This window comes from Bacteroides finegoldii DSM 17565 (assembly GCF_000156195.1).
GTDB classification, from domain to species: Bacteria; Bacteroidota; Bacteroidia; order Bacteroidales; family Bacteroidaceae; genus Bacteroides; species Bacteroides finegoldii.
Map to the genome: position 1 here is coordinate 107,528 of NZ_GG688318.1, position 13,659 is coordinate 121,186.

Here is a 13,659-nt window from a genome sequence, read left to right on the forward strand (position 1 = left end):
GAACAAAAAACATTACAAGAGACAAGACAGGACATAGAAACGCGCGAGGGAATATATTGCGATATGATGGAGGAAAAGTTCACGATGGTGACAGGACTTTATCCCCGTTTTGATGGGTGGAAGAATATTGCAGAACGTAATTTTTATTAGTGCTTTCCAAAAAAGAGTGATTAAAATACTATGTGTTACAAAATACAGTTTCGGAATTTTGGGGAGTTCTACAACACTTCCTTACTTTCTTTCATGAGCATGATGGCGGATAAGAAAGTAAGCAAAGAAACCATTGTTTCAATATAAAATAGTATCCACAAAAATAGCATATAAATTCTTTTTGAATTTTGTTTTATAAACTACACACTCAACTATATATCTAATGGTAGACTCAATAAAAACTCATTATTAGCATAGGGTATTCCATTGATATTTGTTACATTTACTCCTGCATTAATACTAAAATATCCACCATTCATTTCTATTAGATGTTTAATATAAAACATGCCTATTCCATGTCCATCTTTTGATATCATTTTTGCCCATTTTCCAGAATACCCTTCTGTATAAATGTCTTCTATTTCATCATTTTCAATTTTCAAACTATACATTTTTATACTTGTAGTAAGATTGTTTTCATTACAATAAAAACTAATATCCAAAGATGAACCTTTATAAATATACTTAATAGCATTATTCCATAAATGACCTAACACAACCGAAATTGTTGGATAGTCAATTAACACATTTGTATAACAATCACCAATTTTTATATCAATATTATTTTCAACAAATTCCAGGAAATAGGGTTGTAATGATAACTTGACTATTCGATGCATGGAATGAGAGTACTTCTCCAATTTTATATTATCTGCATTTATATAATCATGTACGGTCATTTCTGCTGTTACAAATGTGCTAAATTTCATTGTCTTTAACAATGTAATGGCAGTTAACCTTGGATTTTCTTGTACCATTTTTTCAACAAACGGAACAACATCTTTCCACTTGTTATGAATATCATCAAGTGGTACTAAATTTGTGATTTCATCTTGTATGGTTGCGTTATATGTGTTTACATTATGCTGAAGCCTTCTTAGATCTTTCATCAATCTTTCTTTTTCATTTTTGATTTTTTCTTCATATGCAATATGTACACTTCTAAGCATATCAAAATAATGTAGAAAAATCTTATTGGTTATACTCGTGTCATATGAGCACATATAGATGTAACCATCTGTAATAATTTCTTTATTCTGACGTTTCATTACGTGTCGAATAGGACACATTGAATTTGTTAAATTGCAACTACATCTATCTGCTTCCTCTCTTAATTCTTCAGGAAGATTTGAAAGTAAAACGGAATTGTTTTTAAATATATGTATGTAATATTCTTTCATTATCTTCACATTAAAAGTAATTGTATTATGCTTGCAATCGATCCTGCATTTGACAAACTAAAAGCTGAAGCAATAGTGTTTTGATTCTTATAGCCTTCATTATCGTATAAATCAGTTATGATTTTAGTAATCTCTGTTTCGTCTTTTTCTATGCCAAATTCCCGTCTAAGTATAACCTTCAAATGCTTAACACAATTATCAAGACAAAACGCTTCTTTAGCTAATCGCTCTACAGTAGAAATAAATTCATATAAACTCGCAGTTTTTCTTAACCGAGCATCTACTAGTTCTGCAGCTGGATGAAATGCGTCTATCTGTCCTTGACTTTCAGCACTGTACATTACAATTTTTTTATCTGGATATTCTTTTTTGAGAGCGACAATCAAACCAAGCCCTCCATCTTTAAAATTCATTTTTTTACCCACTCCTTGAATATCTACAAAAATGATATGAGATTCTTGTATTTCCGTTTGTGATAATGATTCTACGTCTACAATCCTTGAGACATTTTTCCAACCGTTTTTCTCTTTTATATTATCTATGACCTTGAATGCCTTGTCATCAACAAATAAGATCTTTGTTATATTTTTTAATTCATCCAAGGTACGGCTTGGGATTTTTTTTACTTTAGATTTATTCTTAAATATATTAAACAGCCACATAAATCATTCTATTTTTAGTTAATACTTAAATCTAATGCAAAGATAATCAATCTTAAACAAATACTCATCTTTAATCCAAAGAAATACCCTTAACAAAATTTAGATTGCTAAGGGTATAACTGTTTTTATGGTGCATACAGCAGCGCAAACTCCGCCTTTCTCCGTTTGAGCAACATGGCATGGCGTTTACCCTTGTAGTTGCAGAAAGCGATATACTCCCGATAAATGTTTCTGTCACCCGCCTCCAGCTTCCGGATCAGCGTGCTTTTGGGTATCTTTCCGCTTCCCAAGAGTCGGTACGGACCGACATTGTATGCAAGCGTGGCAAGGAGCAAGCTATCCTTCCCGAACTGCCGGAACATTGCGCAGAACTTCCGTAAGTCTTTCCGCAAAAGCGCTTCCGCCTGCCGCTTCGTCATGGTACGTGCCGAATACCTTTCGCCCGGTAACAACTTATGCCCATATCCCACATACGGGTGGTGTTTCTCCGAGTGCCAGCCTTCAAAATACTTCGTGCATCGCACCGCCCTCTCGAATGGTGGCAGCCGGTAAATAGCCGCCTGCCCGTCCGTTCCCTCATGGCGGCTGTCCCGTGCAGACACGGAACAGACCGCCAGAAACGAACAGAGGATAGCCGTGAATACACGCATCATCGTGTGAGGGACTTGAAGTTGCCGATGGGGACAACAGAAATAACCCCGTCGTCCTTCACATTGCGGTTGTTGAAATCAAATTCCATCTCGTATGAATTGCCGAAATTGTCCTCCACCACCACGATGAAGTTATGCGCCTCGTCGCCCTCCACCGTGTAGTACAGCCGGAACTTCTCGTTTTCGAGCAGGTAGCGGTCGTTGGGCAGGAACGTGATTCCGTTGTCCATTTTCAGCGTACCTTCTCCCTCGAACTGGAAATGCCGGATGGTATAGAGGGTGTTGGCGTAATCGCCCGTCTTTTTCAACTCACAGCGGATTTCCACCGTCTGCCCCTTCGTCACCTTGTTAGGCACAGGCATGGTTTCCACCGTGAAGGGATAGGATTGCTGGATGTCCATATCGTCGTCACACGAAACGAGCGTGAGCGACACGGCGGCGAAAAGACAGAGTGCCAACGCCTTGAAGATTGATTTTCTCTTGTTCTTGTTGTTCAGTATGTTCATTGTTCTTTGATTTTTAAGTTATTGTTCTTTTTTCGTTGTCAGTTGCAGATGCTCGTTCAAGTCCTTGCAACCGTCATAGAGGGCGGAACGGTCGCAGACACGTCCGCCATAACGTTCTTTCAGCGTTTCTAATGTCCGCCGTCCGGCTTCGTCACGGTCGAGGTAACAGTCTATGCACCCATAACCGTCCAGATACTTCATCGCCTTTTCCACGTTGGAAACGGAGTTCAGCACAAGACAGTCGCCCGTTTCCAATCCGAGCGTGGCAGCAGAAAGGAAGTCCATAAAGCCCTCAAAGACGCTGCACACGTCAGCCGGAGAGCCTTCCGCCTTGACCAGCGACACATCCTTCGGAGGTACGCATCCCTTGAAGAAGCGGCTGCGGATTTCATACCCGCCCGTCACATTCGGAAAGCCGACGGTGAAATACCGTTTGCCACGCACACCGTAATTCAGTCGGCAGCAATAGCGTGATGCGACAACGTAAGGGATGCCCCGTTCCGCAAGATAATCCGTCAGTGGAGAACGAAGCAGCGGGACGGCTTCCACTCCCTCAAAGGCAGGTTCTGACGGTTTAGGCAGGAAAGTCGGTTTGCTCCCTTCGGGAACAGGCATAGGCATATTGACAGTTTCCGCTATGAATTTCACTTGCTCCATGAAGTCGTTGCTTCTGATAAACTCCCCGGCAAGCGTGAAGATGTCGCCGCCCTTGCCCAGCCCGAAGTCGTACCAGAGCTGTTTTGCCACGTTCACACGGAAAGATGGCGTGCGCTCATTGCGGTATGGCGCACGATACCACAACTCGTTGCCGCTTCTTCGGACAGGCTCATGTCCCAGCCGTGCGAGGAAGTCCGCAAGGGGTATATGCCTCATGACGTCGATTTCCGTTCGTTCCATGCGGCGTATCAGTTGATGATGAACTTGATGCCGACCCCGAACTGCGTATGAAACTTCCTCGTGTCGCCACCCCACAGGCAACGCTCCCGGAGGTTGGCGAGCAGAGCGATACGGTCTGCCACGTAAAACTCCACATCGAACGTCAGCGCACCGCCGTAGATGAAGGCATCCCGGTCATGAAGCGTGGAGCCGTCATGCAGCACCTTTTCGCCCCAGTTCACCGATTCATATCCGGCAAGAGCCGAAGCACCTGCATAGACGAACACGATTTTACGGGCATCGGAGAGTATCTTGAAGTAGTATCCGCCCTCCGCCGTGAACTGCGCCACGGGTATCTTCCCGTCCTTGTAAGGGTTGTTCTTCAACAGGTATTCGCCGCCGAACACCCATTTGTTCCCCTTTTTCGTGTAGGTGGAAAGAGCCGCCCCGAAGCTGTACCCGCCGTCGTTGCCGCCTGGATTGAAACCGTCCGCCATGTTCGCCCTGATCTCGATGCCCTGCATCTTCGGCAGGCATCGCTGGGCGTGCGCCTGCCCCGTACACAGGGCAAGCGATGCGATGATTATTGCGATGTACTTTCTCATGGTCAGCGCACTTGAAGTTCGTTGATGGTATTGGCACGCACCAAGTCCTCGTTCTCAATCACGAAAGACTGGTGGCGACCTCCGTTCTTCTCGTTGAGTTCCACCACGAGGCACTTGTCATCGGGGATGGTGAACTTCGCCATCGTGAACACCGTGCGCTCGCTCTTCTTGCCCGGCACGAGCGTGGCGTAATTTTGCGCACGGAGTGGCAGGATAATCTGCTCCTGCACGGCGGTACGCTTCGCCACCTTCTTGTCCACGATTTTCCATGTGATGTAGTCCACGTCGAAAGGCACATTGCTCTGGTTCTTTATCTCCGTGTGGAAATAGAGCAAACCGTTATGCGTGTAGATACCTTTCAGCAGGTACTGGATGCCGAATCGCTTGCAGCCGATGTGCTTCACCTCGCGCTTGTTCTGCTTGTGGATGGACTTCATGATAAGGCGTACCAGCATCGGGCTTTCGCTGCCCAGTTCCTTCAGGTAGATTTCCTGAGCGTTGTTCGGGCGGTTCACCTTTTCGCCGTCATGGATGAAGTCGCACATCTCCACGTTGAGCAGCAGCGGTTCAGCGGCATATTTCACGTTGAAGGTATAGAAACTCCCGTCCTCCGTTATCACGGACATATTGGTTTCGTTCGGGAAGTTCCTCACGGTAGCTTTCACGCGGATGACATTCTCCGCTCCGTCGGCTTTGCCCGCAATCAGGTCGGGCGAGCCTAAATCGACGTAGCGCACCTCCGAGGGGAAAATGACGTGAACGGTCTTGTCGTAGGTTACTTCCAAGCCGTGCGGAGGAACCATGCGGTCGAAGGTCAGCTTCTTCGTCAGCCCGTGATACAGGTCGCCGTCCGCCTCCTTCTGCGGATAGACCTCCTTTGTCAAGGTCGGTTGTTCACTTCCGTTGTCCGTTCCAACGGTTACGTTCTCCTGCGCGTTGGCAGTTACGATGCCCATAGCGAGGGCAAACATGATGATTACTTTTCTCATTACTTTAGATTTTAGTGGTAAATAAAAATTGGATTGTTGTTTTTTTGTTAGTCGTTGATTGTTATTACTTTCAATTCCTGTCCTGATAGAGCATGACCTTGTACCCGGCTTTCAGATGCACTTTGACGGTACGCATCTTCTTGGCGATATACTGGCTGGTTCCTTGTATCAGCCCCTTACCCAAATCGGAGGCGAGTTGCGCCCCTGCGTTGGTGGAGATATTGATGCTGCTGCCCAGCGAGCCGCCCATGTTGGCGGAAACCTCCCTGACGGCATTCATTTCCATAGAGTTCGGAATGAAGATACCGGGCTGCCCGTCCGTGTCATACACCGCCAGTTCTACCGGGATAATCGTACCCGCATATTCCAGCGAAGTAATTTCAATATCAAGCCGTTCGCCCTGAATCTTTGCCGTGCCGACCACCACCGCATTACGGGGGATGATTTTGTCCGCCACCGCCATCGGCTCCAACAGACGGAGCTTGACAGCCTGCCCGTCCGTCACACTCTGCGCCCCATAGACGCACGCCGATATGGTGTTTTTGTCCGATACGGTCGTGACGCCCACCGCCGTATTGAAACTGCGGTTACGCTCTTGCGAGAAGGAGGCGACAAACTCGGCGTTGCTCATCGGCTGTGAGAGCGAGGATACAACCTGATGCGCCACCTGCCTGACAGGTGCAGCCGTGTTCTTTCCGGCTTTCTGCACGAGGCAAGGCTCTGTCGCCTGTCCAACAGGTGGCTGTGTGCCGTTCTGTCCGCCCATGTACTTTGCCGCCAGTTCATAGGACTTCTCCATAAGTGCCACTTGGTCATCCATAGCGGACGCCTTGCCTTTCTCGCTTTCCAATTCCGATTCCAGCGAGGCGATACGCTCCAGCAGTTCGTTCATCTCCGCGTTGTCGTTCTTCGGCTGCTCGTAGAAGTTGCCGAGCGTGGCATTAAGGTCGCGATATGCGGCTGCGGAGGACTGGATGGTCTTCGGGGCGGACTTCACATTCTCTTCCGTACCACCGGGATTGGCAAGGTAGAAGTCCCTGCCACCGTCCGTTTCCGCCACCTCGCGGTCGAACATATCGCCCAGTTCCTGCATGGCGCGGCTGCGGTTCTCTTGCCGCTCCTCCATCGCCCCCTGCTCGTAGGCTTTCGCCTTGTCGCCGATGATCTGGCGGTTCGCCTTGTCAGCATCGGGCATCTCGATGTTGTAACCACCCGTCCCCGGTTGCTGCTCCTTGTCGGAAGACGGGGCGAATATCAGCCACATAGCCCCGATGAATACCAGCACCATAGCGGGCAGCACTATCATTTTCTGACGTTTCAGCCTTTGGGCTTCGGTCAGCGGCTTACGCTCCTTGGCTTTGCCTTCCTCCTTCGCGCCTTGGCCATTCAAGCAGGCTTGATGGCTCTCGGCTTGGCGTCGGTTCTTCGGTTTCCCGTTGTCGGGAGCCGCCTTGTTCTCGTTTTTAGGTTCATTCTTCGTCTGTTCCATATAAATAAGGTATTACATTATGATTGTTTTCCGGTTTTACGGACAGTTCCACTTGTCCGGCATGGTCTGTCACTATCCGGCTGCCGTCATTCCTGCCGATGTCATAGACGGCTTTGCCGAAGGTGTAGAGGGCAAGCACCGCGAAGGCGGCGAGCATCGCCAGCACGATGCGTTTGCGTGTCTTCGGGGGCAAACCGTCCAGATAGCCTTTGAGCCTTGCCACCAGCATTTTCTTTTTGTCGTGGAGCTTCCAGTACGCGCTCCAAAATGATTTCTTGATTTTCTTCATGTCCGTTTACCTTTTGATGGTTTGTAAATCCTTGTTCTCGATGATGGTGAATCCCTCGATGGTGAAACCGTTGGGATTGTCGTCCGAACGGGACGAGTTCAAGAGGCGGCACGTGGTCACGAGGCTGCGCTCGGTGACGTTGCTTTGCCGGATGATCTTCTGCGTGGCGTAGGTCACGGCACGGTAGGGATAGCCGTTAAAGTCGCACACCACGCTGTCCACCTTCAGCACTTGGTTGATGTTCCCGGCGATGATGCGGTTGTAGTACCCCTTTTCGGCGAAGTCCGAATAGTAGTTGTACACGCTTTTGTCCGCCAATAGCAGGGCGCGTTTCACGTTATGCTCTATCGCGCTCTTTTCAGGCGAGAGTGTGAAGAACAGCTCGTGAAAGCGACGCACGTGTTCCCTTGCCTCCGCCGGACGGTTCTGCGACAAGTCCTGCGAGAGTGCCAGCATCAGCGACTTGCCGTTGTCCAGCACGTAAATCTTTTCCCGTTGCCGCTCCGCGAAGCGGTAGGAACTCCACACGCTCCATACCGTTATCACGGCGCACAACGAGAGGAAGACGATACCGAACAGGCGTATCTGCCTGAACGATGATTCGATGTTTTTGAGTGACTTAAATTCCATTGTTTGATTTTATTTTTCGGTTCTTAATCGTTTTTCAATCGGATTAGTATGCGACCACTTGCTACATACGTATGTAATGGGTTGCTACATACGTATGTGATGAGCTGTTACATAGGTATGTAATAGGCTGCTGCATACGTATGTCGTGACGGGCTACATACGTATGTTGCTTTCAGGCGAATACCAATCCCGTAATACATACCTTTATTTCAGCAGTTTCCCGGCACGTCCGACCATGTTTCCTGCGGCTGCACCCGCTACGCTGCCCGCCATGCTTCCGGCTCGTCCTGCCGTCTGGTTCACGTTGCGACCGTAGCTTCCCATACCTCCGGCTTGGATAATCCAGCCTGCCACCGTCGGGATGGTGAAGTAGCCGATGATGCCGATTATCATGAAGACGATGTACACCCCGTCGCTCGAATCCAGTGAGAAGTTTGGGTCAGCCTGCATCCGCTCGATGTCGCTTTGCAGCATCAGCACCTGTATTTTCGCCAGTATGGTGCTGAACATATCCGACACGGGCAGCCACAGATAGACCTGTATGTAGCGGCATATCCATTGCGTGAGCGTGCTTTGGAAGCCGTCCCACACCGATATGGCGAAGGCTATCGGACCGAGTATCGCCAGCACCACGAGGAAGAAGGTGCGGATGGTGTCTATCACGAGAGCGGCGGCTTGGAACATCAGTTCCAGTATTTCGCGGAAGAAGTCGCGGATGCCCTTCTTCATGTTGTACATTCCGCGCTCGATGTACATCCCCGCCATCGTCACCATGTCGCCGGGCGACCAGCCCAGTTCCTCCAGCTGTTTGTCAAACTCCTCGTTCGACACGAGGTAGGCTGTTTCGGGGTTGCGCATCATCGCCTCGTATTCCAGTTTGTCTTTCTGCTCACGGTATCGGTTCATGTCCAGCGTTTCCGTCTCCAGCATCTTCGCCGTACCTTGCACGACGGGCGACATGATGCTGTTTATCGTGCCTAATACCACCGTCGGGAAGAACATGATGCACAAGCCTATCGCGAACGGGCGCAGCATGGGGAACACATCTATCGGTTCGGCTCTCGCCAGCGACTGCCACACCCGGTAGGCGACGTAGAACAGCGCACCCAGCCCGGCGATGCCTTTCGCCACGCCCGCCATGTCCCCGCATAGCGGCATCATCTGCTCGTAGAGCGAGCGCAGAATTTGGTGAAGGTTGTCGAAATTCATAGGCTACCAGTATCTTTCGTTCATGTTCCCGTACAGCCCCATGATGCGGTCGAGGTCGTTCTTCTTCTTTGCCCGCAGGTAGCTCACGCTGATGTTCTTGTTGGTGTAGTAGCTCACGAGGTTGCGGTAACGCTTCATCTTGGAATAGCAGCGTTCCACCACATCCATGCGTTCCTTGTCCGTCATGGAGAGTGTGGTGATGTTCACCACGTTCCTCAGTTCCGTCAGTACGTCGTTGGATTCCTCCAACAGCTTGGTGTAGCCGAAGGCGATGGCTCCCAGTTCCTCCACCGTGAAGTTGTCGTCACGCATCATCCTCTGGAAGCTGGTCACATAGGTGTCAGTGATGTCACCCACCATCAGGATGGTCTGCTGCACTTTCCGGGCGTCTTTTACCAGATTATTCACGGATTTCAGTGCGTCGTAATACTTCTTGCCCTGCTCGTAAATCTTCACCGTCTCTTGAAAATTTTTTATCATATTCTGGGCGGTCGTGGAAGTGTGTACCACGTTCTTGGAGGTGTTCACGATGCTCTGCGCGATGTTGGACGGGTCTATCACCGCCCACTGTGCGCTTGCCCTGCCGACTGCAAACAGGCACAGGCAGATGGCTAATGTCATTCTTGTTCTCATGTTACTTTGGATTTTAGTGGATTTCATTATTTATTGCTCGCCTATCGGATGGTCCGGTTTCGGGTTCACGCGCACATAGTCCCCGTTGGGCGAGAAGGTCAGGATGTCCGTCGCCTCGTTGTAGGACACGTCAATGCGGAATCCGGTGTTCATGAACAGGTTGCCGTTCTCCTCCTGCAAGAGATAGGTTTCCGGCTTCAATTTGCGGCGGATGCCGCTCCGCTTGAATACCGTAACCTTATAGGCTTCGCCCTCCTTGTAGATAAGCACGTCGGGCTTGCCCTCCACGCTTTCCCAGTTCCCGCAAAGCAGGTCACGGCGGTTGTCCGCTACATCGCAGGATTGCAGCACCATGACCGCCAGCCCGATTAAACACTTGCTGACTTGTAGCATTTTCGTTCTTGATATACTCATACGCATTTTCTTTTTTGGTTGATGAATCTGTTTTTACTTATTCCTTCGTCTTTCGGCAAGCTGTCGGATGGCGGCTTCGATGTCGCCGCCAAGCTGCTCCGCCAGACGGTACACCTCTACTTTTTCCGTTTCTTCGGTGGTGTACGCCAGATACTCTTCAGCACTAACTTCGGTGGCATAGACCGCCGACTGCGTGCCGCCCAGTCCTATCCACACTTCCTTGTAGAGCCTTGACGGGTTGTTAGCCATGTTGATGGAGAGTATCTGCGACTTCTCCTTCTCCGTCAGACCCAACAGGGACTGTATGGCATCAAACTTGTTCATGTACTTCCGCTGGTCAAGGAGTATCTTGCAGTCGGAGTTATTGATGATGCTCTCCTTGACCACGGGCGAGGAAATGATGTCGTCCACCTCCTGCGTCACCACGATTGCCTCCCCGTAATACTTGCGCACGGTCTTGTACATATAGCGCAGGTATTCAGCCATGTTCGCCGAAGATAAAGCCTTCCAAGCCTCTTCCACTATCAGCTGTTTCCTTACGCCTTTCAGACGGCGCATCTTGTTGATGAAGGCTTCCATGATGATGATGGTCACGACCGGGAAAAGCTCGCGATTTTCCTTAATACTGTCAATCTCGAAGACGATGAACCGCTTGCCGAGCAGGTCGATGTTCTCCGTGGAGTTGAGCAGGAAGTCATAGCGTCCGCCCCGGTAATACTGCCGCATGGTGGTGAGCATATTGTCGATGTTGAAATCGGACTTCTCCACCTTTATCTCACGTTCCGCCAGTTCGCGGCGGTAGTCGTCACGCATATACTCGTAGAAGGTGTTGAACGAGGGGACGATGCTCCGGTCAGCCCTGATACGCTCGATGTAGGCGTTCACCGCACTACCTAATTCTCCGCTCTCCGTTTTCGTCACCTTGTCGTCCTCTGACTTCCAGAGCGTCAGCAGCAGCGTCTTGATGCTGTCCTTTTTCTCCACGTCGAACACGTAATCATCGGTGTAGAACGGGTTGAACGAAATCGGTTTCTCCTCTGTGTAGGTGAAGTACACGCCATCCGCCCCGTTTGTCTTGCGCCGGATCATCTCGCACAAGCCCTGATAGGAGTTTCCCGTGTCCACTAATACCACGTGCGTACCCTGCTCGTAATATTGCCTCACGAGGTGGTTCATAAAGAAGGATTTGCCGCTTCCCGAAGGACCCAACACGAACTTGTTGCGGTTCGTCGTGATGCCCCGCTTCATCGGCAGGTCGCTGATGTCAAGGTGCAACGGTTTTCCCGTAAGCCTGTCCACCATCTTGATGCCGAAGGGCGAGAGCGAGCTGCGGTAGTTGGTTTCCTCCGTGAAAAGGCATACCGCCTGCTCGATGAAGGTATGGAAACTCTCTTCCGCCGGAAAGTCCGCCGCATTGCCGGGCATCGCCGCCCAGTAGAGTGTCGGGCAGTCGATGGTGTTGTGGCGCGGCACGCACTCCATGCTGGCGAGCTGGCTGCCCACATCGTTCTTGATGTGCTTCAGTTCCTCCGCGTCATCGCTCCACGCCATGACGTTGAAGTGCGCCCGTACCGAGGTCAGCCCGTAGGAATGGGCTTCGTTCAGGTACTGGTCTATCCACTCGCAGTTGATGCTGTTGCTCCGGCTGTATCGGGATAGCGACTGCATATTTCTTGCGGACTTCTCGAACTTCTGCAAATTTTCCTCGCTGTTGTCGATAATCACATACTGGTTGTAAATGTGGTTGCAGGAGAGCAGCAGCCCCATGGGTGAGGCAAAGGAGAGGCGGCAGTCGCTTCGATCCGTGGAGAGTTTCTCGTAGCGGATGTCGGTAGCCACCTGTCCGGGCATATCCTCTGCGTCGGAGAGGGTGTGCAGGCACAGGCGGTTGTCGCCGATGCGCATTTCCTTTGCCGAGAGGTCGATGTCCTGCAAGGTCGTGTCGCCTTCGGGCATGAGCGAGAAGTAACGCTCTATCAGCCCGGCGGACTTCTCCGTCCCGACAAGTTCGTCGGTGGAGAGGCGGCGCAGCCTGACAAAGCCGCTGTCGTTCATGATGCGCTCGAACTGTTCGGCAGCTTCCATGAACTTCCCGGCGGTTTCCTTGTCCAGCTCCTTCGGGATGATATGCCCACGGCACAGCGTGCTGAAGTTGCTCTGCATCCGGTTACGCTCCTTCGTCGTCTTGGTCAGGTAGAGATAGCAGGAATGTTTCAGGTACGGACGCTCATTGAAGTGGCGTTCAAAGGAGCGGCTCAGAAAACTCATGTCGTCCTTCTGTAATTCCGGCTTGTAGCGTTCCTTGATGAACCAATCCTGCTTATGTACGACGCAGAAGTCCGGCAGCACCTTGATAGCCTTGCACCAGCAGCCGTGTATCGCCTCGTACTCCGCGCCCGTCACAGTATAAAGCTCCGGCAGTTCCACCTCGAAAGCCACCGTGATGTCGGCGTCTTTGGAAATGATGCAGCCATGCTCCACCGCCAGCAGGGGGAACTTGTTTTCCAGTGTTGTCATTTTGGATGTATTTCTCATGTCGTTTCTTCCTTTCGTTGCCGTTTGAATAATCGGGTGATCCGCCGCCGGTTGATAAGGTATCGGGGATGGCTCCTTGCCGCTCCCAATTTCATCAGCCCGTGTTCGCCGTACCGGGCGTTCAGCGCGAAGGTCTGCCATACGAGGACGGAAGACGATGCCGCGCCGAAACCGATACATATCCACTGGTCGATGCCGACCATGTAGAGGATGACGAACAGGACGAAGAGAGCCAGCAGACCTCCGCAGAAGATGAAGAGGTACTGAGCCTTTAGACCCTTGAACTCGACCGGACGGCCGATACCCTTGTTTATCGGGTATTCAGCCATACATTGTGTATTAAAGGAAGAATGAGCGCAGGATGGTGGCGGCGACAATCAGGAAGATGCAAGCCCCGAACCACGAGGCAGCGGTCTTCGAGGTGTCCGGGTCACCGGACGAGAATTTTCCGTACACTTTCACGCCACCGATAAGCCCGACTACCGCGCCGATGGCGTAAATTAATTTTGTGCCGGGGTCAAAATACGAACTCACCATAGAGGTGGCTTCGTTGATACCTGCCAGACCGTTTCCCTGCGCAAATGCGGAGGCGGTTGCGGCAATCATAAGTGCCGCAGAGATGATTAACTTTTGTCTGATGTTCTTGTTCATAAACTGTTCTTGTTTTGTGCCGTTGAAAGGGTGGATAGCCCTTTTTCGGGCGGTTGATACTTGATTACTTTACTTTGGTTTTAGTGGTTGCCCGTTTGTTTCTACGGACTTGGGTGTGTCCGTTGCGGAT

General features: G+C 50.3%; 16 protein-coding genes. All 16 read right to left on the reverse strand.

What is annotated here, in order from left to right; translation table 11 throughout:
• Positions 1–362 precede the first annotated feature (362 nt).
• Positions 363–1,391: a histidine kinase gene (locus BACFIN_RS16795; RefSeq protein ID WP_008645435.1), complete on the reverse strand. Its 1,029-nt coding sequence runs from the start codon at positions 1,389–1,391 to the stop codon at positions 363–365.
• 5 nt (positions 1,392–1,396) lie between these two features.
• Positions 1,397–2,053 (reverse strand): response regulator transcription factor, encoded by a 657-nt coding sequence (locus BACFIN_RS16790; RefSeq protein WP_007749002.1) that lies wholly within the window; start codon positions 2,051–2,053, stop codon positions 1,397–1,399.
• A gap of 125 nt (positions 2,054–2,178) precedes the next feature.
• Entirely contained in the window at positions 2,179–2,706 is a 528-nt protein-coding gene (locus BACFIN_RS16785) for a glycoside hydrolase family protein (RefSeq protein WP_007749005.1), read from the reverse strand.
• A complete protein-coding gene (locus BACFIN_RS16780) occupies positions 2,703–3,209 on the reverse strand; it encodes a DUF3872 domain-containing protein (protein ID WP_007749007.1) in 507 nt (168 codons plus the stop codon). The genes BACFIN_RS16785 and BACFIN_RS16780 overlap by 4 nt, the downstream gene beginning before the upstream one ends.
• 18 nt (positions 3,210–3,227) lie before the next feature.
• Positions 3,228–4,106, reverse strand: a complete 879-nt coding sequence (locus tag BACFIN_RS16775) for a toprim domain-containing protein (RefSeq protein WP_007749010.1) — start codon at positions 4,104–4,106, stop codon at positions 3,228–3,230.
• An 8-nt stretch (positions 4,107–4,114) separates the two neighbouring features.
• Positions 4,115–4,690, reverse strand: coding sequence for a conjugal transfer protein TraO (locus BACFIN_RS16770; RefSeq protein ID WP_007749013.1), 576 nt, complete (start codon positions 4,688–4,690; stop codon positions 4,115–4,117).
• 2 nt (positions 4,691–4,692) lie between these two features.
• Complete coding sequence (traN, locus tag BACFIN_RS16765) at positions 4,693–5,679, reverse strand: conjugative transposon protein TraN (RefSeq protein ID WP_007749017.1); 987 nt, start codon at positions 5,677–5,679, stop codon at positions 4,693–4,695.
• A 70-nt stretch (positions 5,680–5,749) separates the two neighbouring features.
• Positions 5,750–7,168 carry a conjugative transposon protein TraM gene (traM, locus tag BACFIN_RS16760; RefSeq protein WP_007749020.1) on the reverse strand — a complete coding sequence of 473 codons (1,419 nt, stop codon included), beginning with the start codon at positions 7,166–7,168 and terminating at the stop codon, positions 5,750–5,752.
• Positions 7,149–7,457: a TraL conjugative transposon family protein gene (locus tag BACFIN_RS16755; RefSeq protein ID WP_007749023.1), complete on the reverse strand. Its 309-nt coding sequence runs from the start codon at positions 7,455–7,457 to the stop codon at positions 7,149–7,151. The genes traM and BACFIN_RS16755 overlap by 20 nt, the downstream gene beginning before the upstream one ends.
• Positions 7,458–7,463: 6 nt before the next feature.
• A complete protein-coding gene (gene traK, locus BACFIN_RS16750) occupies positions 7,464–8,087 on the reverse strand; it encodes a conjugative transposon protein TraK (protein WP_004308925.1) in 624 nt (207 codons plus the stop codon).
• Between the two features lie 204 nt (positions 8,088–8,291).
• Positions 8,292–9,296 (reverse strand): conjugative transposon protein TraJ, encoded by a 1,005-nt coding sequence (traJ, locus tag BACFIN_RS16745; protein WP_007749029.1) that lies wholly within the window; start codon positions 9,294–9,296, stop codon positions 8,292–8,294.
• Positions 9,297–9,299: 3 nt separating this feature from the next.
• Positions 9,300–9,929 (reverse strand): DUF4141 domain-containing protein, encoded by a 630-nt coding sequence (locus tag BACFIN_RS16740; RefSeq protein WP_032839173.1) that lies wholly within the window; start codon positions 9,927–9,929, stop codon positions 9,300–9,302.
• A 30-nt stretch (positions 9,930–9,959) separates the two neighbouring features.
• Positions 9,960–10,343, reverse strand: coding sequence for a DUF3876 domain-containing protein (locus tag BACFIN_RS16735; RefSeq protein WP_007749037.1), 384 nt, complete (start codon positions 10,341–10,343; stop codon positions 9,960–9,962).
• Positions 10,344–10,376: 33 nt separating this feature from the next.
• The gene (locus BACFIN_RS16730; protein WP_007749039.1) at positions 10,377–12,878 is read right to left on the reverse strand and encodes a TraG family conjugative transposon ATPase; all 2,502 of its coding nucleotides are present in this window, start codon (positions 12,876–12,878) and stop codon (positions 10,377–10,379) included.
• Entirely contained in the window at positions 12,875–13,207 is a 333-nt protein-coding gene (locus BACFIN_RS16725; RefSeq protein WP_007749041.1) for a DUF4133 domain-containing protein, read from the reverse strand. The genes BACFIN_RS16730 and BACFIN_RS16725 overlap by 4 nt, the downstream gene beginning before the upstream one ends.
• Before the next feature lie 10 nt (positions 13,208–13,217).
• Complete coding sequence (locus BACFIN_RS16720; protein ID WP_007749042.1) at positions 13,218–13,529, reverse strand: DUF4134 domain-containing protein; 312 nt, start codon at positions 13,527–13,529, stop codon at positions 13,218–13,220.
• Positions 13,530–13,659: the final 130 nt, after the last annotated feature.

Excerpts from the sequence above, each read along its gene's own strand:
- BACFIN_RS16740 (WP_032839173.1), bottom strand. The coding sequence starts at position 9,929 with ATGAGAACAAGAATGACATTAGCCATCTGCCTGTGCCTGTTTGCAGTC.
- BACFIN_RS16785 (WP_007749005.1), bottom strand. The coding sequence starts at position 2,706 with ATGATGCGTGTATTCACGGCTATCCTCTGTTCGTTTCTGGCGGTCTGT.
- BACFIN_RS16790 (WP_007749002.1), bottom strand. The coding sequence starts at position 2,053 with ATGTGGCTGTTTAATATATTTAAGAATAAATCTAAAGTAAAAAAAATC.
- BACFIN_RS16770 (WP_007749013.1), bottom strand. The coding sequence starts at position 4,690 with ATGAGAAAGTACATCGCAATAATCATCGCATCGCTTGCCCTGTGTACG.
- traN (WP_007749017.1), bottom strand. The coding sequence starts at position 5,679 with ATGAGAAAAGTAATCATCATGTTTGCCCTCGCTATGGGCATCGTAACT.
- BACFIN_RS16795 (WP_008645435.1), bottom strand. The coding sequence starts at position 1,391 with ATGAAAGAATATTACATACATATATTTAAAAACAATTCCGTTTTACTT.
- BACFIN_RS16735 (WP_007749037.1), bottom strand. The coding sequence starts at position 10,343 with ATGAGTATATCAAGAACGAAAATGCTACAAGTCAGCAAGTGTTTAATC.
- BACFIN_RS16780 (WP_007749007.1), bottom strand. The coding sequence starts at position 3,209 with ATGAACATACTGAACAACAAGAACAAGAGAAAATCAATCTTCAAGGCG.
- BACFIN_RS16730 (WP_007749039.1), bottom strand. The coding sequence starts at position 12,878 with ATGAGAAATACATCCAAAATGACAACACTGGAAAACAAGTTCCCCCTG.
- BACFIN_RS16720 (WP_007749042.1), bottom strand. The coding sequence starts at position 13,529 with ATGAACAAGAACATCAGACAAAAGTTAATCATCTCTGCGGCACTTATG.
- traK (WP_004308925.1), bottom strand. The coding sequence starts at position 8,087 with ATGGAATTTAAGTCACTCAAAAACATCGAATCATCGTTCAGGCAGATA.
- BACFIN_RS16725 (WP_007749041.1), bottom strand. The coding sequence starts at position 13,207 with ATGGCTGAATACCCGATAAACAAGGGTATCGGCCGTCCGGTCGAGTTC.
- BACFIN_RS16755 (WP_007749023.1), bottom strand. The coding sequence starts at position 7,457 with ATGAAGAAAATCAAGAAATCATTTTGGAGCGCGTACTGGAAGCTCCAC.
- BACFIN_RS16775 (WP_007749010.1), bottom strand. The coding sequence starts at position 4,106 with ATGGAACGAACGGAAATCGACGTCATGAGGCATATACCCCTTGCGGAC.
- traM (WP_007749020.1), bottom strand. The coding sequence starts at position 7,168 with ATGGAACAGACGAAGAATGAACCTAAAAACGAGAACAAGGCGGCTCCC.
- traJ (WP_007749029.1), bottom strand. The coding sequence starts at position 9,296 with ATGAATTTCGACAACCTTCACCAAATTCTGCGCTCGCTCTACGAGCAG.